Source organism: Rhizobium sp. P2_G9, from assembly GCF_056403475.1.
Genome location: NZ_JBFUFK010000054.1, coordinates 1 through 20,356 on the forward strand (window position 1 = coordinate 1; position 20,356 = coordinate 20,356).

Annotated in this window: 17 protein-coding genes; 13 read left to right on the forward strand and 4 right to left on the reverse strand. The window is 62.2% G+C overall.

Annotation, left to right across the window (positions count from 1 at the left end; genetic code table 11):
• Positions 1-442, forward strand: a 442-nt coding sequence (locus tag AC1DYF_RS33375) for a hypothetical protein (RefSeq protein WP_477882286.1), incomplete at its 5' end; no start/stop codon positions are given.
• Between the two features lie 55 nt (positions 443-497).
• Positions 498-1,940, forward strand: a complete 1,443-nt coding sequence (locus AC1DYF_RS33380) for an MFS transporter (RefSeq protein ID WP_477882288.1) — start codon at positions 498-500, stop codon at positions 1,938-1,940.
• Here the strand turns inward: AC1DYF_RS33380 and otsB are convergent.
• Complete coding sequence (gene otsB / locus AC1DYF_RS33385; protein ID WP_477882290.1) at positions 1,932-2,729, reverse strand: trehalose-phosphatase; 798 nt, start codon at positions 2,727-2,729, stop codon at positions 1,932-1,934. The two genes, AC1DYF_RS33380 and otsB, sit on opposite strands and share 9 nt — an antisense overlap.
• 137 nt (positions 2,730-2,866) lie before the next feature.
• Between otsB and AC1DYF_RS33390 the strand changes: the two genes are divergently transcribed.
• Positions 2,867-3,958: an ROK family protein gene (locus tag AC1DYF_RS33390; RefSeq protein WP_477882292.1), complete on the forward strand. Its 1,092-nt coding sequence runs from the start codon at positions 2,867-2,869 to the stop codon at positions 3,956-3,958.
• 73 nt (positions 3,959-4,031) lie between these two features.
• Here the strand turns inward: AC1DYF_RS33390 and AC1DYF_RS33395 are convergent, their stop codons facing one another.
• A complete protein-coding gene (locus AC1DYF_RS33395) occupies positions 4,032-5,249 on the reverse strand; it encodes an ROK family transcriptional regulator (protein ID WP_477882294.1) in 1,218 nt (405 codons plus the stop codon).
• A gap of 207 nt (positions 5,250-5,456) precedes the next feature.
• Between AC1DYF_RS33395 and AC1DYF_RS33400 the strand changes: the two genes are divergently transcribed.
• From AC1DYF_RS33400 to AC1DYF_RS33420, 5 genes are all read left to right on the forward strand, one after another.
• Positions 5,457-6,695, forward strand: a complete 1,239-nt coding sequence (locus AC1DYF_RS33400; protein ID WP_477882296.1) for an extracellular solute-binding protein — start codon at positions 5,457-5,459, stop codon at positions 6,693-6,695.
• Between the two features lie 223 nt (positions 6,696-6,918).
• Positions 6,919-7,803, forward strand: coding sequence for a carbohydrate ABC transporter permease (locus AC1DYF_RS33405; RefSeq protein ID WP_477882298.1), 885 nt, complete (start codon positions 6,919-6,921; stop codon positions 7,801-7,803).
• The gene (locus AC1DYF_RS33410) at positions 7,803-8,648 is read left to right on the forward strand and encodes a carbohydrate ABC transporter permease (RefSeq protein ID WP_477882299.1); all 846 of its coding nucleotides are present in this window, start codon (positions 7,803-7,805) and stop codon (positions 8,646-8,648) included. Before AC1DYF_RS33405 ends, AC1DYF_RS33410 begins: the two co-directional genes overlap by 1 nt.
• Positions 8,649-8,650: 2 nt before the next feature.
• The gene (locus AC1DYF_RS33415; protein WP_477882301.1) at positions 8,651-9,589 is read left to right on the forward strand and encodes a carbohydrate kinase family protein; all 939 of its coding nucleotides are present in this window, start codon (positions 8,651-8,653) and stop codon (positions 9,587-9,589) included.
• On the forward strand, positions 9,586-10,662 hold the full coding sequence (locus tag AC1DYF_RS33420) for an ABC transporter ATP-binding protein (RefSeq protein ID WP_477882303.1): 1,077 nt from the start codon (positions 9,586-9,588) through the stop codon (positions 10,660-10,662). Before AC1DYF_RS33415 ends, AC1DYF_RS33420 begins: the two co-directional genes overlap by 4 nt.
• Before the next feature lie 3 nt (positions 10,663-10,665).
• Here AC1DYF_RS33420 and AC1DYF_RS33425 read toward each other — a convergent pair whose 3' ends face one another.
• A complete protein-coding gene (locus AC1DYF_RS33425; protein ID WP_477882305.1) occupies positions 10,666-11,673 on the reverse strand; it encodes a LacI family DNA-binding transcriptional regulator in 1,008 nt (335 codons plus the stop codon).
• 199 nt (positions 11,674-11,872) lie between these two features.
• Between AC1DYF_RS33425 and AC1DYF_RS33430 the strand changes: the two genes are divergently transcribed.
• From AC1DYF_RS33430 to AC1DYF_RS33450, 5 genes are all read left to right on the forward strand, one after another.
• Positions 11,873-13,156, forward strand: coding sequence for an ABC transporter substrate-binding protein (locus tag AC1DYF_RS33430; RefSeq protein ID WP_477882307.1), 1,284 nt, complete (start codon positions 11,873-11,875; stop codon positions 13,154-13,156).
• Positions 13,157-13,456: 300 nt separating this feature from the next.
• Positions 13,457-14,365, forward strand: a complete 909-nt coding sequence (locus tag AC1DYF_RS33435) for a carbohydrate ABC transporter permease (RefSeq protein ID WP_477882308.1) — start codon at positions 13,457-13,459, stop codon at positions 14,363-14,365.
• Entirely contained in the window at positions 14,362-15,213 is an 852-nt protein-coding gene (locus AC1DYF_RS33440; RefSeq protein ID WP_477882310.1) for a carbohydrate ABC transporter permease, read from the forward strand. Before AC1DYF_RS33435 ends, AC1DYF_RS33440 begins: the two co-directional genes overlap by 4 nt.
• Positions 15,214-15,235: 22 nt before the next feature.
• Entirely contained in the window at positions 15,236-17,791 is a 2,556-nt protein-coding gene (locus AC1DYF_RS33445; protein ID WP_477882311.1) for a GH116 family glycosyl-hydrolase, read from the forward strand.
• Complete coding sequence (locus tag AC1DYF_RS33450) at positions 17,791-18,894, forward strand: ABC transporter ATP-binding protein (protein ID WP_477882313.1); 1,104 nt, start codon at positions 17,791-17,793, stop codon at positions 18,892-18,894. The genes AC1DYF_RS33445 and AC1DYF_RS33450 overlap by 1 nt, the downstream gene beginning before the upstream one ends.
• Here the strand turns inward: AC1DYF_RS33450 and AC1DYF_RS33455 are convergent, their stop codons facing one another.
• Positions 18,895-20,244, reverse strand: a complete 1,350-nt coding sequence (locus AC1DYF_RS33455; protein WP_477882315.1) for an LLM class flavin-dependent oxidoreductase — start codon at positions 20,242-20,244, stop codon at positions 18,895-18,897.
• Positions 20,245-20,356 lie beyond the last annotated feature (112 nt).

A 20,356-nucleotide genomic window follows, 5' to 3' on the forward strand; every position in this document is an offset into this window, starting at 1 on the left:
GTTCTACCCGGTCTATATCTGGTGGCTGGTCGGCAGCGGGGTGGCGGCTTCGTTGTGGACGCTGTTGGCGATGCCGGCTTTCGCGGCCATCGTGCTCCTGGCCCCGCGCTATCCGCTTGTCGCGCGCGCCGGCGTGCCGGTCGTCGGCACGATCGATACCGTGCTGGCGACGAAACTGTTCGGCCCGAGCGCGGCAACGGAATTGTTTTTCGCGCCCTGCATGATGCTGGCCGCCTTGTCCTTTCATGCCGGGGAAAAATGGTGGCAGCGCGGGTTGATCGCCTTCATCTTTGTCGTCTTCGCAGTCAGCCATGGCAGGTTGGGCCTGCCGTTGCATGTCTGGAGCGACGCCGACCTTGCGACGCTTCTCAATCTCAATGCCTTCGCCGTCGCCAGCCTCATGGCCTTCATCGCCCTGCGCTGGCCGGCGGCGCGGCGATGAAATTCTGAACCAGCCTATTTCGCGGCAGGCGAATTAGTTTTATAGACATACCATTATGTCCATCGCAGCAGAGCCATCCGAAACGCGGTCCACACCCGTCAGCCCCAGATTCATCGCCCTCGTCGTCGCCCTCTCCTTCTTCATGCAGCTTCTGGATTCGACCATCGTGGTCACCTCGCTGCCGCAGATGGCGAGGTCGTTCGGTATTCAGCCGGTGGCAATGAGCGTCGGTATCACCGTGTTCATGCTGACGCTTGCCGCCTTCATTCCGGTGTCCGGCTGGCTGGGCGACCGGTTCGGGGCGCGCAATGTCTTCCTGGTGTCGAACGGCATCTTCACCATCGCTTCGCTGTTCTGCGGCCTCTCCGGCACGCTGACCATGTTCATCATTGCCCGCGCCTTCCAGGGGCTCGGCAGCGCGCTGATGAATCCGATCGGCCGCGTCATCGTCATCCGCAGCGCACCGAAATCGGAACTGGTCAGCGCCGTGGCGATGATCACCTGGCCGGTGCTGATCGCACCGGTGCTTGGCCCGGTGATCGGCAGTTTCATCACCACCTATTTCAGCTGGCACTGGAATTTCCTGATCAATGTCCCGATCGGCATTGTCAGTCTGGTCCTCAGTTGGCTGTACATTCCGGACGAGAAGGCGGACAGTGTCGGCCGGCTCGATATCATCGGCTTCATCCTGAGCGCACTCGGCATGACGCTGGTGCTTGCCGGCCTCGAACTGTTTGTCGATGGCGCGGCGGCGGCACCCTATATTGTTCTATCGCTGGTGCTCGGCACTTTGTTTTCGGTGCTTTCCGTGCTGCATTTCCGCAGGGCGAAATCGCCGCTGCTCGATCTCACGACCTTCCGCGTCCAGAGCTTTGCCATTTCCACGCTTTCGGCCGGCACGGCGCTGCGCCTGTCGATCAATGCGACGCCATTCCTGATCCCGCTGCTGTTCCAGGTCGGCTTCGGCATGAAGCCGATCGAGACCGGCGTCTATGTGCTGGTCTATTTCGCCGGCAATCTGGCGATGAAGACGGTGACGACGCCGGTGCTGCGGTATTTCGGGTTCCGCAATGTGCTGACGGTCAACGGCATGATCGCCACCGGCATGATCGCGGCCTGCGCCGTGTTGTCGCCGTCGACGCCGACGCTGATCACCTATGCGCTGCTGTTCATGGCCGGGCTGTCGCGCTCGATGCAGTTCACGGCGCTGACGACGATCGGCTTTGCCGATGTGCCGCATAGCCAGCAGAGTTCAGCCTCGACGCTGTCAAGCATGTTGCAGCAGGTTTCCATGCTGCTCGGCGTCGCCGTCGCCGCGGCTGTGCTCAATATCTCACGCATGGCCCATGGCCATGCGACGCTGACGCTTGTCGATTTCCGCTGGGCCTTCGCCATTGTCGGCGGGATCGGTATTGTTGCCTCGCTACGCTTCCTCACCCTGCCGCGCGATGCCGGCGCGGAAGTGTCGGGGCATCGGCGCTTTGCCCGGTCAGGCTGAGACTTCGGCGATCGCCTGGCGCACGAAGGCCGGCGATTGCGCCGTCGCCTGGGCGCAGGTCGTGGCATTCAACTGGCCGACGCGGATCGAATAGCCGCCACGCGCATTGGCGACGGCGAACATCGACTCATCCGTCAGGTCGTCGCCGAGCGCCAGCGGTAGCCGATCGGTGAACGGGGCTTCGCTGAGAAAACGCTCCAGCGCATCGCCCTTACTGGCGCGCGCCGGTCGCAGTTCATAGACGAATTTGCCGATCTGCAACGCCCAATGCGGGCCGGCGGCATGGGCATAATCATGCATTCGCTGGCCGAGCCGCTCCTCGAATTGCGGCGCCAGCCGATAGTGCGCGGCGACGGCGCCGCCCTTGTCCTCGATCAGCACGCCGGGCATGCTTTCCGCCTCGCGCATGAGCGCAAGCTTGAGCGCGGTGAACTCCGGCGATGGCGGCGCATGCAGTTCATATCCGTCTGGACCACGCATCTCCGCGCCGTGCAGGCCAGCAATGGGGAAACGGAACGGTTGGAACAGTTGATCGGCATAGTCCAGCGCGCGGCCGGTGACCAGCGCGACGGCGCCGCCGAGCTTTTGTGACAGCCGATCGATCTGGGCAGGCAGGGTTTCCGGCACGACGATACTGTCGGGCGTCGCCGCCAGGTCCAGAAGCGTGCCGTCAATATCGAGGAACACCGCCCATTGGCCGGGCTGTTCGAGCGCGCGTTGCAGCGCCCGCTTGGTTGTATGATCGCTGCCGACTTCGACTGTCGCGCTATTGCCTGTCTCGACTGCCACGATTTTCGCCTCCAGTGACCGGTAATGAAACGCGCCCATGAAAGCGATGGTTCCTGCGCACGGCGCGGAACAGGCGAGGCGTGGCGCGCGTTTTCATCCGGGCGCCGGCGCTCGTGATCCGGCGAGAAGGAGCTCCCATGGCAAAAGCCAATGCTGCAAAGAAATCCGATGCGAAGAGCGGCGTGCCGCTGACGCATGGCGCCGCCGATCTGCCTTCCGTAACCGTCGATGATTATAATATCGAGTTGCGCGACAAGGACGGCTTCATCGGCGACAAGGCCAGCAAATCCGCCTTCCAAGCAAGGATCGACGAATGGCGCAAGCGGGTGAAGGCCGGCGGGGAAGATCCAATGGGCGACACACCGACACATGAACTGTCCAAGAAGCAGATCGACGCCATCATGAATGGTTCCGACAAGGAGGCGTCGGCGCTGATCATCACGGCTCTGGACGACTACGCCAGGGATCTCGCAAAAGTGCTGTCGCGCTACCTTGCCCGCGAAGACTGGAAGAAGACAGAGAAGATTGCGGTTGGCGGCGGCCTGAAGGAAAGCGCCGTCGGCGAAATGGCGATTGCCCGTGCCATGGTGCTGCTCAAGGCAGAGGGGCACAAGATCGAGCTCGTGCCGATCGCGCATCACCCCGACGATGCCGGCCTGATTGGCGCTACGCATCTCATGCCGTCCTGGATGTTGAAGGGCCACCAAGCCATCCTTGCCGTCGACATCGGCGGCACCAATATCCGGGCTGGTATCGTCAAGCTCGACATTGACGAGAGGCCTGATCTTTCCAAGGCCAGCGTCTGGAAGTCCGAAATCTGGCGGCACGCGGACGATTCGCCCAAGCGTGGCGCGACGATCGAGCGCCTTTGCGAGATGATCCGCAAGCTCGTCGCCAAGGCAGAAAAAGCCGATATCGTGCCGGCGCCGGTGATCGGCGTCGCCTGCCCCGGCATCATCAAGCCGGACGGCTCGATCGATCGCGGTGGGCAGAACCTGCCCGGAGGCAATTGGGAGAGCGAGCATTTCAACCTGCCCGACGCGCTGACAAAGGGAATTCCTGATATTGCCGGCGAGCCGACCTTCGTCATCATGCACAACGATGCGGTGGTGCAGGGCCTGTCGCAGGTGCCCTTCATGCAGGATGTAAAGAGCTGGGGCGTGGTGACGATCGGGACGGGACTTGGAAATGCGCATTATACGAACAAGGGAGAGCGGAAGAAGGAGTAGCCGCAAGCTGTGCTACTCGGAAATTCCTTCACCGTCAGTCATGGCCTCATCGATGCGCCAAACAGGGAGTTCCTTAGTTCGCTCTCCTCAACTCACCTTTCAATATCGCGGAAAAGCGCGGATCGAAAGCACGACTGATTGGCTCGGCTGCGGCCCCCAGCGCCACCGACCAGGGGTCGGTCATGCCGAGTTGCAGGCGGGGCAGCGTCCGCTCGCGGCGCTCGGCATTGGACGGCAGCAGCGGCGCGATGGCCGCAATCAGCCGGCGCGCCAGTGGCGCCGGCGTGCCGCCGCAGAGTACGACCGTCTGCGGATCGAACACGGTTTCGATCATATGCACGCTCCAGCGCAGGTCAGTAGCCGCCTCGGTGATCCAGGCTTCCAGCCGAGGATCGTCGCGTTCGACCAGGAGCGATAGTTTGTCGCCGATCTGCGGATCGGCCGGATCGAGCGCGAGCTGCTGGTAGAGCGAAGCAAGCGAGGCACGGTGTTCGAGCGGCGTGGCGCCAGCCCCGGGCGACATCAGCGCCATGCCGATTTCGCCGGCATTGCCGTTGGCGCCGCGATAAAGCTCGCCACCGAGGATCAGGCCCGCGCCGATGCCGAAACCGAGATAGAGGCAGACGACGTGATCGAGGCCGTGGGCGGCACCGAGCATGCGTTCGGCCGTGGCGCAGGCGGCGGCGTCATTCTGCAGGTTGACGACGAGGCCGGTGCCGGCGGAGAGCGTCTGCACCAGCGGGAATTTCTGCCAGGCCGCCATCATCCAGGGATCGTCGTCGACGGCGTCCAGCCCGAACGGGCCGGGCATGGCAGCCCCCAGGCCCACCAGCCGCTCTTCCGATTGCGTCGACATGGCCGCCAGTTCGGCGCGGACATGGCCGATCTGGTCGAGAATGACGCGCACGCCATCCGATGGCCCGCTCAGCGGCAGGTTGGCTTCCGCCCGTGCAAGCACATTGCCGACGAGGTCGACGGCGATGGYGCGGGTCACGTAGCGGTCGATCTGCAGGCCGATGGCGAAGGCGCCCTCCGGAACAAGCCTATAGGGTGTAGAGGGCTGCCCCCTGCCCTTGCGGATCGTCTCGCCCGAAGTCACCAGCCCGTCGTGTTCTAGCTCTTCGATGATGTTGGAAACCGTCTGCTTGGTCAGCATGGTGGCGCGCGCCAGGTCGGCACGCGAGAGCGCACCGTTGACCCTGAGCGCGTCAATCATGACGCGCCGGTTATGGGCGCTTGTGCCTTCGTGATTGGTGCCGCTCTTGGCGCGGATCGGTCGGATGTCATTCATGCGCGATTACCTCTTGACAGCAATAGAATATTGAACAAGAAATAAGTCAAGACATTTGACTTAATAGGAACCAGAGAGTTCCGAGGGAACCATCACCGGCCCGAAGGGCCTGGACAGAATTGGCAGCGGCCAGCCGCTGCTTCCGAGACCGGGACAGGCGTAAAGCGCGCCGCCACGGACATGCTGACGCTCAAACTGGAGGCAAGAATGTTGAAATCGTTTAATAAACTTCTGCTGGGTGCTGCGCTCGCGAGCGCTGCCTTCGCATCGCCGGCCTGGTCGGCCACCAAGATCAACGCCCTGTTCATGGCCCAGGCTGCCTATAGCGAAGCCGATGTGCGCGCCATGACCGCCGAATTCCAGAAGGCCAATCCGGACATCGAGGTCAATCTCGAATTCGTGCCGTATGAAGGCCTGCACGACAAGACGGTGCTGGCCCAGGGCGCCGGCTCCGGCTATGACGTCGTGCTCTTCGACGTCATCTGGCCGGCCGAATATGCCACCAACAAGGTGCTGGTCGACGTCTCCGACAAGATCACGCCCGAGATGAAGAAGGGCGTCCTTCCCGGCGCCTGGACGACGTCGGTGTATGACGGCAAGTATTACGGCCTGCCTTGGATCCTCGACACCAAGTACCTGTTCTACAACAAGGACATGCTGGCCAAGGCCGGCATCAAGGAACCGCCGAAGACCTGGGAAGAGCTCAACGCCGATGCCAAGATCATCAAGGACAAAGGCATCGTCAAGCAGCCGATCGCCTGGAGCTGGTCGCAGGCGGAAGCGGCGATCTGCGACTACACCACGCTGGTCAGCGCCTATGGCGGCGAGTTCCTCAAGGACGGCAAGCCGGTGTTCCAGAGCGGCGGCGGGCTGGATGCGCTGAAATACATGGTCGACAGCTACAAGTCGGGGCTGACCAATCCGAACTCCAAGGAATTCCTGGAAGAAGATGTCCGCAAGGTGTTCGAGAACGGCGACGCCGCCTTCGCACTGAACTGGACTTATATGTACGCGATGGCCAACAATCCCAAGGACAGCAAGGTGGCCGGCAAGGTTGGCGTCGTGCCGGCTCCGGGTGTCGATGGCAAGTCCCAGGTGTCGGCCGTCAACGGCTCGATGGGCCTCGGCATCACCGCCGTCAGCCAGCACAAGGACGAAGCCTGGAAATATATCGAGTTCATGACCTCGCAGAAGGTGCAGAACGCCTATGCCAAGCTCAGCCTGCCGATCTGGGCCTCTTCCTATGACGATCCGGCTGTGACCAAGGGCCAGGAAGACCTGGTCGCCACGGCCAAGCTGGGTCTGGCCGCCATGTATGCCCGCCCGACGACGCCGAAATACCAGGAACTTTCGACCGCGCTGCAGCAGGCGATCCAGGAAGCATTGCTCGGGCAGGCTTCGCCCGAGGATGCGCTGAAGACGGCCGCGGAGAATAGCGGGCTCTGATATAGGTGGCAGATCGGAGCTTTTGCCCCTCACCCCAACCCTCTCCCCGCTTGCCCGGAGAGGGACGTCAGAGGCGCCGACAGTGCCACACACCCCTTCTCCCCGTCGCCACGGGGAGAAGGGGTCGCCCTTCGATAAACTCAGGAGGCCGGATGAGGGCAGGTCACAGCCTCTCCGATATAGTTTGTCGCCGCCGACCACATCATCAAACTAGGAACCATTCATGTCCGGCACCTGGCTCACGACGCGCGCCTGGCTTCTGATGCTGCCGCTTCTGGTCGTCATGCTTGCCGTGATCGGCTGGCCGCTTTACGACACCATTCGCCTCTCCTTCACCGACGCCCGGCTTGTCGGCACCGGCGGCGACTATGTCGGCACCGCCAATTACGTCAAGAATCTTTCCGGATCGAATTTCCAGCGCGCGCTGGTCACCACGACCTGGTTTGCCGTCGTCTCGGTGGCGCTTGAAATGGTGATCGGCGTGCTTGCCGCCCTGCTGCTCAACCAGAATTTCCATGGCCGCGGCGTGCTGCGGGCGCTGTTGATCCTGCCCTGGGCGCTGCCGACCGTCGTCAATGCCACGCTCTGGCGGCTGATCTACAATCCCGAATATGGCGCGCTGAATGCGGCGCTGACGCAACTCGGCCTGATCGATGAATATCGCTCATGGCTCGGCGAGCCGGGTTCGGCGCTGGCTGCGCTGATCATCGCCGATTGCTGGAAGAACTTTCCGCTGGTGGCGCTGATCGCGCTCGCCGCCCTGCAGGCCGTGCCGCGCGATATCACCGCCGCCTCGCTGGTCGATGGCGCCGGGCCGTTCTCGCGCTTCCGCTTCGTCATCCTGCCCTATCTCGCGGGACCGCTGATGGTGGCGCTGGTCTTGCGCACGATCGAGGCCTTCAAGGTGTTCGACATCATCTGGGTGATGACGCGCGGCGGGCCGGCCAATACGACGCGGACGCTGTCGATCCTTGTCTATCAGGAAGCCTTCTCCTTCCAGCGTGCCGGATCGGGTGCGTCGCTGGCGTTGATTGTCACGCTGCTGGTGACGCTGCTGGCGCTCGCCTATGGCGCGCTCGTGCGCAAGACCGCGGGGAGTGCCGCCTGATGGAACGCCGCAATCCCGTTTTCACCGTCTTCGTCTATATCTCCGCGATCCTGCTTGCCGCGGTCATCCTGGCGCCGCTCGCCTGGCTGTTCATCATGAGCATTTCGCCGGCCGCGGAACTGTTTGCCAAGCCGCTGCACTGGTGGCCGGATGCGGTCGATTTCTCCCGCTACGAGCAATTGTTGACGGTGGCCGAGAACAGCGCCGGCGCGGCCTTCCTCGCCGCCTTGCGCAACAGCGTCGAGGTGGCCGGCATGGCGACCATTGCCGCTATCGTGCTTGCCATTCCCGCCGGATGGGCGGTGTCGCGCACGCCGTCGGTCGGCTGGTCGCTGTCGATGGTGATCGCCACCTACATGCTGCCGCCGGTGGCGCTGGCCGTGCCGCTCTATATGAGCCTCGCCTATTTCGGCCTGCTCAACAATGTCTTCGGCCTGGCGCTGGTCTATCTGACGATCCTCGCGCCCTTCACCACCTGGCTGATGAAATCCGGCTTCGATTCCATGCCGCGCGAGATCGAATCCGCGGCGATGATCGATGGGGCCAATCTGTTGCAGACATGGCGAATCCTGACGCTGCCGCTGGCAGCACCTGTTGTCGCGACATCGGCTCTGTTCGCCTTCCTGCTCGCCTGGGACGAATTCTTCTATGCCCTGCTCTTCACCTCTAATGAGCAGGCGAAGACGCTACCGGTCGAGATCGCCGATCTCGCCGGCGGTCGCGTCTCCGACTATGGCCTGATCGCCACGGCCGGCGTGCTGGCGGCATTGCCGCCGGTGCTGGTCGGGCTGTTTACCCAGCGCGCCCTGATTTCCGGGCTCACCAGCGGCGGCGTCAAGGGATGACAATGACACCGGGAAAAACACGGCCGCTGGCCGTCATCGGCAATCTCAATGTCGACCTGATCATCGGGCCGGTCACGCCTTGGCCGAAAGCCGGCACAGAGATCAATGTCGACCATGACGAGTTGCGCGTCGGCGGCCAGGCCGGCAATTCGGCACTGGCCTGGGAAGGATTGGGTGTCGACTATGCGCTGGCCGCCAATGTCGGCGACGACCAGTTCGGCCGCTGGCTGGCGGAGCGTTTTGGCGCACATGGCGCGACCCTGCCGGTCAGCCCGGAAAAGACGACGCTGTCCGTCGGCATCACCCATCCGGACGGAGAGCGGACCTTCTTCACCACACGCGGCCACCTGCCCCGCATGAGCCTTGCGGATGTCTTTGCCGTCCTCGATGGCGAACAGTTGGCTGGTGGGTACGCGCTGCTGACAGCCGGCTTCCTCACCGACGACCTGACACAGGATTACTCCACCTTGTTCGACTGGGCCGACAGGCACGGTATCAGCGTCGCGCTCGACACCGGCTGGCCGCTCGATGGCTGGACGGAAGCCAATTGCGAAGCGACTCGCCAATGGCTGTCGCGATCGCGCATCGCGCTGTTCAACGAGATTGAAACGACGACCCTGGCTGGTCTCGCCGATCCGGTCGAAGCAGCGCGGGAACTGCGCTCCCATATGCCGGATGGCTCCGTCTTCGTCGTCAAGCGCGGACCAGAGGGAGCAATCGCTATCGATGTCGGCGGCAATGTCGTCTCCGCGACCGCGCCGCCCGTGAATGTCGTCGACACGATCGGCGCCGGCGATGTCTTCAACGCGGCCTTCCTTGCTGCGCTGGCCGAGGGCAAACCGCTCGACGCCTGCCTCGAAGCCGGTACCACCGTCGCCTCGCGCGCCATATCCACCCTTCCCCGCAGCTATGGCGGACCACTTACCGAGGAAATGCGATGAGCACGCTCGAAATCATCGATGTCCGCAAGCGCTACGCCGCTGTCGACACCCTCAAAGGCATCAACATTTCACTCGCCGATGGCGAATTTCTGGTGCTGTTGGGCGCCTCGGGCAGTGGCAAGTCGACGCTGCTCAACATCATTGCCGGCCTCGCCGAGGCCAATTCCGGCGATGTCAGGATCGGTGGCCGCTCGGTGCTCAGCGTGCATCCCAAGGACCGCGACATCGCCATGGTGTTCCAGTCCTATGCGCTTTATCCGAACCTCAACGTGCACAGGAATATCGGCTTCGGGCTGGAAATGCGCAAAGTACCGCTCGCCGAACGCGACAAGGCGGTGCGCGAAGCGGCGAAACTGCTGCAGATCGAAAATCTGCTCGAGCGCAAGCCGAGCCAGCTTTCCGGCGGCCAGCGGCAGCGCGTGGCAATCGGCCGGGCACTGGTGCGCAAGCCGGAAGTGTTTCTCTTCGACGAGCCGTTGTCGAATCTCGATGCCAAGCTTCGTATGGAGATGCGCGGCGAGCTCAAGCGCCTGCACCAGATGCTGAAGACGACGATCGTCTATGTCACGCATGACCAGATCGAGGCGATGACGCTCGCCACCCGCATTGCTGTCATGAAGGACGGCCGGATCGAACAGCTTGGCACGCCGGAAGAAATCTACAATCAGCCGGCCACGCTCTATGTCGCTACCTTCGTCGGCGCGCCGCCGATGAACCTGCTCAAGGCCAAGGTGTCAGGTGGATTGCTTGTGCTGCAGGGCGGCGAAGGGTCGCTGCCCCTGCCTGCAAGTATTGCGGCAAAGGTCGCGGAAGGCCGGTCGGTCGTCGTCGGGTTGCGGCCGGAAAGCTTCCGGCGGGATGACGAGGCGGCACTATCGATTGCCGCGCGGGTGGAAGTCGCCGAACTCACGGGTCCGGAGCTGATCGTGACCGCAATCGCGGGCGGCGAGCGCATTCTGGCAGCACTGCCGCCGCGGACGCGCGTCAACCCCGGCGAGACGCTGAGGCTCGGCTTCGATGCTGAAGCGATGCATCTCTTCGATGCCGGCAGCGGCCAGCGGCTGGCGGGTTGAGGTTCAGGCACGCTGCGCCGTCGACTGCCGCACGACCAGCTTCGGCTGGAAAGTCGTGCGCTCGCCGTTCGGCGGCATTTTGCGGCCGATTTCATCAAGCAGCGCCGTGATCGAGGTCTGGGCCATTTCCAGCACCGGTGCTGCAACCACGGTGGGTGGCGGGTTCATGATCTGGGCGAAGTCGAAATCGTCGATGCCGATCACGGAAATGTCCTGCGGCACGCGAAGCCTGAGCTCCGAAAGCGCGTTCAACGCGCCGAGCATCATCATGTTGGACAGGGCAAAAATCGCCGTCGGCGGGTTCGGCTCGCGCATCCGCCGCGCAATGCTGTCATGCGCCGTTGCCTGGTCGAAACGACCGGTGACGAGCAGGCTTTGATCGACCGGCAGGCCATGGGCTGTGTGGGCGTCGAGATAGCCCTGCAGGCGATCCTCGCCGGTGGCGATATTGCTGCGGCCGGTCGTCGCGGCAATGCGGGTGTGGCCGAGGCCGATCAGGTGCTCGGTGGCGATGCGGCCGGCGGCGACGTTGTCGAGCTTGACGACATCATAGGGAAGACCGTCGACAAAGCTGTCGAGCAGGATTGTCGGCACATGGATCTGCTTAATGATCCGCCCGCCATGTTCGGCGTCGGAACGGGTCGGGATGATGATCAACCCCTCGACCCGCTGCATGCGCATCATCCTGAGAATCTGTCGTTCGCGATCGAAATCCTCGCTGGTTGAGTAGACCGCGGCCATATAGCCGGCGTTCAGGCAGGCGGACTCGACCACCTTGGCAACCTTGGCGAAATGCGGATTGGTAATGTCGGGCAGGATCAGGCCAATCAGCCGCGACTGCCCCATTCTGAGGCTGCGCGCGCCGCCATGCGGCACATAGCCGATCTCGCGCACGGCCGCCTCGACTTTGGCGATAACCTCTTCGCTGACCGGTGCCGAGCGGCTGAGCGCCACCGACGCGGTCGACACCGCAACCCCTGCCCGCTTTGCCACATCCTTGATGGTGGCCATTCCCCCTCCGACTGTTTTTAATTACGCCCTCTTGCCAAACAGGGCTGTCTTTGCTGTTATACGAAACGTTTCGACTTGGCAAATTGACGTCGCGGGATTTGGGGAGGACCAGACCGCGATTTTTTGAGACCCGAACACGAAACGTTTCGACAATTCGAATGAATGGAAACGCGCCGGCAGAGGCGCATGGGAGGATGATATGCAGGATATTTCGCGGCGCACGCTGCTGGCTACATCTGCGGCTGCGCTCGTCGGCGCCGGCGTCGGACGTGCCTTTGCGCAATCCGATCTCTCGGCGACACTGAAAGTGCAGGGTTTCGGTGGCGACGCCGAAATGGCGGCGATGACCAATGCCATTGCCCGCTTCAACAAAAAATACCCCAACGTCAAGGTCGAACTGGCCGTCGACCCGATCTCGACCGGCTGGGGCGACTATGTGACGAAGGTGTTCGCGCAGTTCAATTCCGGGCAGCAGGCGGATGTCTACGGCACGGCGATCGAGACTTTTCGCGCTTTCTCGTCGCGCGGGATCTGGTTGCCGCTTAATGATTTCGTCAAGGCCAATTCGGGCTTTTCCGATTTCGCGCCGAGCCTGTTCGACCAGGCGAGCTATAAGGGCCAGATCAACTATATTCCGATCGGCTGGAACAACATCATGATCAACTACAATCGTGATCTGTTCGACAAGGCCGGCGTCAAATATCCCAAGGACGGCAAGTGGACCTGGGACGAGTTCCGCGGCGTGGCCAAGAAGCTGACCGTCAAGGACAATTCCGGCAATGTCAGCCAGTTCGGCTATGAAGTGCCGAACCAGAATTTCTTCATCCAGCCGTGGTTCCTGTCCAACGATACCAGCACGCTCAATGCCGACTGGACCGCGTCCAACATGCTCGATCCCAAGGTCTCGGAGAGCCTGCAGTTCCTCTACGACCTTATCCATGTCGATGGCGTGTCGCCGATCCCAGGCAAGGATACAATGGACAACCAGTTCATGGCCGGCCAGGTTGCGATGATCAGCCGCGGCCACTGGATCATCCAGAGCGCCAAGACCAACAAGGTCAACATGGACATTGCGATCCCGCCGAGCAAGCTGTCGGACACGACCGTGATCGGCTTCGGCGGTTATGCCGTGGCCAAGACGACGCAGAATGCCGACCTTGCCAAGGCGCTGGTGCTGGAAATGACCAGTGCTGAGACGCAGAAGGAAGAAGGCGAAAAGGGTGGCGGCGTGCCTGGCCGCAAGTCGGCCGCGGAAACACCCGGTTTCCTCGCTTTCCCGCCGAGTGCCGCACTCTATTACCAGACCCTGCCGCACACCAAGGCAGTGCCGTCGCCAGCGAACTTTCAGGAAGTCGAGAAGATCTTCATCCGATACTACACGGCGATGATGGCCGGCGAAGTGTCGATCGCCGATGGCGTCAAGCAGTGCGATGGCGAACTCAACGCATCCTTCGCCCGGCTGAAGAAGCAGCAGGGTGGCTGATCGTTTCCTCCCCCGGCGTCGCGTTCGGAATGCGGTGCCATGATGGCACGCGGTGTTCCGGATGCGGCGCGCGACCGGGGCTTACCCCCCTCTCGCCTGCCGGCCATCTCCCCCTCAAGGGGGGAGATTGGCAAGAGGCACGACCTCCGCCCCAAGCCAACGTCGAGTGCCGAGCACGCAGTGTTCGAGAGGTGCCGGGACAATGCCGCTCCCAATCTCCCCCCTTGAGGGGGAGATGGCCGGCAGGCCAGAGGGGGGTGCGACGACCACGATCGCAATGCGAATTATTCAAGTGATGCCATGACCACCATCGCCGAACGACGCCCATCCTCCCAGCTTGCCCGCGCGCAGGCCATGACCGGTTATCTGTTCGTGCTGCCGACGTCGGTGCTTTATCTCACCTTCGTCATTGCGCCGGTGATTGTCACGACGATCCTTGCCTTTGCCTATTACGATCCGATGATGGGCTCGCAATGGGTGGGCTTCGACAATTTCACCCGTTTCTTCACCGAGGCGCGGTCGCTGCAGATTCTATGGAACACGTTGCGCTTTGCCTTCTTTGCCGTGACTTTCAACGTCGCGATCGGGCTACTCCTGGCGCTGGCGCTCAATCGCACCATGCCAGGCTGGTTGCTCTATTTCTTCCGGCTGGCTTTCTTCCTGCCCGTCATTATCGCCGCTGCCTTCGTCTCGATCGTCTGGACTTTTTTCTACAGCGACGATCTCGGCGTCATCAATTACTACCTGCGGCTCATGGGCCTGCCCGCAGTGCGCTGGCTCACCGATGCGCATCAGGCAATGACCTCGATCATCATCATGGATGTCTGGAAGAATACCGGATTCTTCATGGTCATCTTCATCGCCGCTCTTCAGGGCGTGCCGAAGAATATCCTTGAGGCCTCCGTGATGGACGGCACGCCGGCTTGGCGGCAGTTCTTCCGCATTATCCTGCCTTATATCTCGCCGGTGGTGTTCTTCTGCATCGTCTATGCCTCGATCGGCGCGCTGCAGGTGTTCGAATCCATCATCATTCTGACCCAGGGCGGGCCGGGTGACGCGACGCGATCGCTCTCCATCGAGATCGTCGAGGAAGGCTTCGGCTCGTTCCAGCTCGGCTATGCCGCTTCGATCTCGGTGGTAATGACGGTGATCATTCTGGTCATCACCGCTATCCAGCAGATCCTGTCGCGCAAATGGGTGCAGCAATGAACGACATGATGCAGACGCGCGCGGCGAAACGCTGGGTCGACTGGTCGATCATCGCCGTCATGGTGCTGCTGGCGATCTGCATGCTGCTGCCCTTTCTGTGGCTGTTTTCCATGTCGTTCCGGCCGGTCTCGGACGCCTATAAGATGCCGCCCAGCTTCTTGCCGGCGAATTTCAACGTCACCAACTATCAGCAGGTTCTGGCCTCGCGCGTGCCCTTCCTGCAGATCTATCTCAACTCGGTGGAGATCGCCGTGATCGTCACCATCGGTCAGATGATCACCTGCACGCTCGCCGCCTTCGCCTTTGCCCGGCTGAATTTCCGCGGCCGCGATACGCTGTTCTTCATCCTGCTCGTCGGGCTGATGTTTCCGGCGCAGGTGACGATCCTGCCGATCTATCTCGGCTATGCGCATCTCGGCCTGCTCGACAAGCCGATCGGGCTGGCGCTGATGTATCTCACCTCCTCCTTCGGCGTCTTCCTGGTGCGGCAGTTCATGCTGAGCCAGCCGAAGGCGCTGGAAGAAGCCGCGCTGATGGATGGCGCCGGCTACTTCAAGATCTTCTGGCGCATCTCGCTGCCACAGCTTCGCCCGGCCCTCTCCGCACTCGGCATCATCACCTTTACCCAGACCTGGAACTATTATTTCCAGGCCAAGGTCCTGCTCAGCTCAGACACCTCGCTGACCCTGCCGCTCGCCATGGATATGCTGCGCGGCTACATGGCGCGCGGCAATCTCTCCGTGGTCATGGCGGCGATGAGCATGTCGGTGCTGCCTGTCGTCCTTCTCTTCCTCATCGCCCAGAAATTCGTGATCGAAGGCATCACGATGAGCGGCATCAAGAACTAGTCATCAGAACAGGAATACCTCAATGTGGGATGATCTCGCCTCCATCGACCCTCGTTTTGCCTATAAGGGCGCACGCACGCATTACCTCGCCTTCCCGCTCGGTGGTGTCGGCTCCGGTGGTTTCTCAGTTTCGGGAAGTGGCCGGCTGATCGACTGGTCGATCCGCAACCGGCCGGCGCTACAGGGCTATAATGGCTATTCGCACTTTGCCATCAAGGCGGAGAAGGCCGGCAAGCTCGTCGATGCGCGCGTGCTCAATGGTCCCTATGATCTGAACCCGTCCGGCGCGCCGGGCATCCGGAAGAATGCGATGTTCGACGGCTTCGGCCATGGCGCCAATCGCCAGACGATGGTCGGCGTTCCGCATTTCCGCGAGGTCGATTTCTACGGCCGTTTCCCGACCGCCGATCTCCTCTTCAAGGACGACCGGTTTCCGGGCGGCGTGCGGCTGACGGCGCTCAGCCCGTTCATTCCGCATAATGACCGCGACTCCTCCATGCCGGTCGCCATGTTCGAATGGGAGATCGTCAACGATACGCCGGACGAGCTGACCTATACGCTCGCCGGCACGCTGGGCAATTACGGCGCCAATAGCGGCGAACACATGTTCAGCCAGAAGGACGGCATCAGCAGCCTGCATCTGACATCGACGGACAAGGCCCTGCCGCTGACCCAGCGCGGCGACCTGACCATCGCCACCGATGCCGAGGCCGTCGAGCATACAGACCATCATTTCCGCGGCCAATGGTTCGACGACCTGGCCGTCTACTGGAAGGAATTCGCCCGGCCCGGCGCACTGCCCACGCGTCATTACGACCAGCCACGCGCCTCCAAACATATGGGCGAACAGCCGGAGCACGGCACGATCGGCGCGCGTTTCACCATTCCCGCCGGCGGCCGCAAGACGGTTCGTTTCGTCATTTCCTGGAATTTCCCGAACGGCGATATCTACTGGGCGTTCCGTGACAAGCCGGATGGCGCAATCCCGGACAAGCAGACCCCGAGCTGGAAGAATTACTATGCGACGCAATGGGCGGATTCGACCGCCAGCGCGACCGATGCGCTGAAGCGCTGGGACGAATTGCAGTCCGCCACCAACGCCTTCCGCGACGGCCTGTTCGGCACGACGCTGCCCTCTGAAGTCATCGACGCGGCAAGCTCGACGCTGGCGCTGCTGCGCACTGCCACCTGCATCCGTCTCGAGGGCGGCGAGCTCTGGGCCTGGGAGGGCCAGCATAAGAGCGATGGCTCCTGCGAAGGTACCTGCACCCATGTCTGGAACTATCAGCAGGCGGTATCGCATCTTTTTCCGGCGATCGAGCGGACGCTGCGCGAGACCGAATTTACCTATAACCAGCTGCCGAACGGCGGCCTGACCTTCCGCCAGAAACTGCCGCTCGGCAATGGCTTCGACATTATCGGCCCCTGCGCCGACGGCCATTTCGGCGCCATCATCAAGACCTACCGCGACTGGAAATTTTCGGGCAATCCCGACTGGCTGAAGCGCTACTGGCCAAACGTCAAGCGCGCCATGGAATATGCCTGGTCGCCGGAAAATCCCGACCGCTGGGATCCGAAAGCGTCAGGTATTCTCTCCGGCCGCCAGCACCAGACGCTCGATATGGAACTGTTCGAACCGAATAGCTGGCTGGCCTCGATGTATGTCGCTGCCCTGCTCGGCTTCTCGGAAATGGCGGCCGCACTCGGCGAAACCGCGCTCTCTGAAAAGACCGGCAAGATGGGCAAAGCGGGTGCCGATTACATCAACACCGAACTCTATAACGGCCGCTGGTTCATCCAGAAAATCGACCTTTCCGACAAGGGCGTCCTGACACCCTTCGACGTTGGCCGCAAGGCGGGCGTGCTCGCCGATGGTTTCATGGAAACCTACTGGTCCGACGAGTTCCAGGAGCTCAAATACCAGATGGGTGAAGGCTGTATTTCAGACCAGATTCTTGGCCAATGGCATGCCGAAGTGGCCGGCATCGGCGGCTTCCTCGACAAGGCCAAGGTCGAGACGGCGCTGAAATCCGTGCACGACAACAATTTCCGCTCCTCGCTTGCCGACCACTTCAACCCCTGCCGCAACTATGCCTATGAGGACGAAGCCGGCCTGCTGATCGCCACCTATCCCCAAGGCATCCGCCAGCCGATGGTCGCCGCACCCTATGCCGAGGAAGTCTGGACCGGCGTCGAATATATGTCGGCCTCGCATATGATCATGCATGGCCTGATCGAAGAGGGCCTGGATGTCGTCCGCGGCGCCCGCGACCGGCATGACGGCGCGCGCCGCAATCCGTGGAACGATATCGAATGCGGTTCCTATTACGCTCGCTCCATGTCGGCCTGGCAGTTGGTCAATGCCTTCTCCGGTCTCAATGCCGATTTCGTCAAGGGGACGCTCAGCTTCGTGCCGAAGGCTTCTGGTGACTACAAGCTCTTCTGGTCGGCCGGCACCGCATTCGGCACATTGACGAATGCGGCGGGCAAGATCACTCTCGACGTGCTGGGCGGCAAACTTACGGCCAAGCAGGTTCTGGTGAACGGCCAGGCGATCCAATTTGGAGCTCAGGCGTAATGGCCGGCATCGAACTCAAATCCGTCCGCAAGGCGTTCCAGAATCTGGAGGTCATCCACGGCATCGACCTCGTAATTGTGGACGGCTCGTTCACCGTGTTCGTCGGCCCCTCCGGCTGTGGCAAGTCGACCCTGCTCCGGATGATGGCCGGGCTCGAAGAGGTAACGTCGGGCGAGATCCGCATCGACGGCGCCCGCTGCGACCACCTGCTGCCATCGGCCCGCGGCATGGCCATGGTGTTCCAGTCCTATGCGCTCTACCCGCACATGAATGTCGAGCAGAACCTGAAATTCGGCCTCGAAAATCAAAAACTGCCGAAGACGGAAATCCAGGCGCGTGTTGCCAAGGCCGCCAATATCCTGCAGATCGAACACCTGCTTGCCCGCCGGCCAAGCCAGCTTTCCGGCGGCCAAAGCCAGCGTGTCGCCATCGGCCGCGCCATCGTCAAGGAGCCGAAAGCCTTCCTGTTCGACGAGCCGCTCTCCAATCTCGACGCCGAACTGCGTGTGAAAATGCGCGGCGAACTGATCAGCCTGCATCAACGGCTGAAATCGACCATGGTCTATGTCACGCATGACCAGGTCGAGGCGATGACCATGGCCGACCAGATCGTCGTGCTCAATGGCGGTCGCGTCGAGCAGGTCGGCGCGCCGATCGAGCTTTATGCACAGCCCGCCAACCTGTTCGTCGCCCGCTTCCTCGGCGCGCCGCCGATGAATATCTTGAAGGGTAAGGTGACGCGGATCGACAACCAGCCGGGCGTGACGCTGAATGATGGTGGCGCCATCGCGTTGCCGGGCCGCGAGATCCCGCTTGCGGATGGGGCCCCCGTGACCGTCGGCATCCGGCCAGAGCATTGCCAGATCGGCCAGGGCGTTTTCGACGTAACGGTCGGCACGACCGAAGTGCTGGGGGCGGAAACGATCATCCATACGGAAACCGCCACCGCGACGTCCTTCACTATCTCCCAGCGCGGCATCAGCCGGGCGAAACAGGGCGACAAGGTTCCGGTCAGTTTTCACGACGCTTTCGTTCATCTTTTCGATGGCGATGGGCGAACGATCGGCGCCAATGCCGACTGGCGCGGCGCCTATCTCAACTGATCAGGCGCGTTTTGCTCCAGCCTCTTTGACGAAGAAGCGGTTCTCCGGCCGCGGCAGGCCGAGATGTTCGCGCAGTGTCGTGCCTTCATAGTCCTTGCGGAAAATACCGCGACGCTGCAATTCCGGCACCAGCCGCTCGGCCACGTCGTCGACCCCTTGCGGCAGGTAAGGGAAGACGACGTTGAACCCATCCGAGCCTTCTTCCTCCAACCATTGCTGCATCTCGTCGGCCACCGATTCCGGCGTGCCGACAAAGGCGAGGCCGGCATAACCGCCGAGCCGCTGGGCGAGCTGGCGCACGGTGAGGCCTTCATCCTCGGCGAGCTTGATCGCCTGGGCACGGCCGGTCTTGCTGGCATTGGTCTCGGGAATCGGCGGCAGCGGCTTGTCGGGATCGAAGCCGGAGGCGTCGGTGCCGAGCGCGATGGAGAGCGAGGCGATGCCGCTTTCGTAATAGACGAGGCTGTCGAGCTTGGCCCGCTTCGCCTTCGCGTCCTCCACCGTGTCGCCGATGATGACGAAGGCGGCGGGCAGGATTTTGAGGTGGTCGCGGTTGCGGCCATAGGCCACCATGCGGCCCTTGATATCGGTATAGAGCGCCTTGCCGGCGGCAAGGTCGCGCGGCGCGCAGAACACGGCCTCGGCAGTTTCGGCAGCCAGTTGCCGGCCGACATCCGACTGGCCGGCCTGGACGATCACCGGCCAGCCCTGGACCGGGCGAGCGATGTTGAGCGGGCCGCGAACGGAAAGCTCCTCGCCCTTGTGGTCTAGCACATGCATCCTGTCTGGATCGAAGAAGATGCCGCTGTCGCGGTCGCGGATGAAGGCATCGTCGGCAAAACTGTCCCAGAGGCCGGTGACGACATCGTAGAATTCGCGGGCGCGCTCATAGCGCTCGTCATGCTCGCGGTGTTCGGTCATGCCGAAATTCAGCGCCGCATCGGGATTGGAGGTGGTGACGATATTCCAGCCGGCCCGTCCGCCGCTGATATGGTCAAGCGAGGCGAAACGGCGAGCAATATGGTAGGGCGCGTCGAATGTGGTCGAAGCCGTTGCCACCAGGCCGATGCGTTCGGTGACGGTGGCCAGCGCCGAGAGCAGCGTGAACGGCTCGAATGACGTGACCGTGTGGCTGCGGCGCAACGCCTCGATGGGCATGTTGAGCACGGCGAGATGATCGGCCATGAAGAAGGCGTCTAATTTCGCCGCTTCCAGCTTCTGGATGAACGACTTGATGTGGTGGAAATTGAAATTGGCGTCGGGATAGGAGCCCGGATAGCGCCAGGCGCCGGTATGAAGGCTGACGGGGCGCATGAAGGCCCCCAGATGCAATTGCCGATCTGCTGTCATTATGGTCCCCGTCGAGATGCCGATCCATCCGATATAGGGCGCTCCGGCAACCCGACAAGATCGATCAAAATTATTGAAAGCTCCGACGCGTTGCGTCCCCCGTACCGCTCGG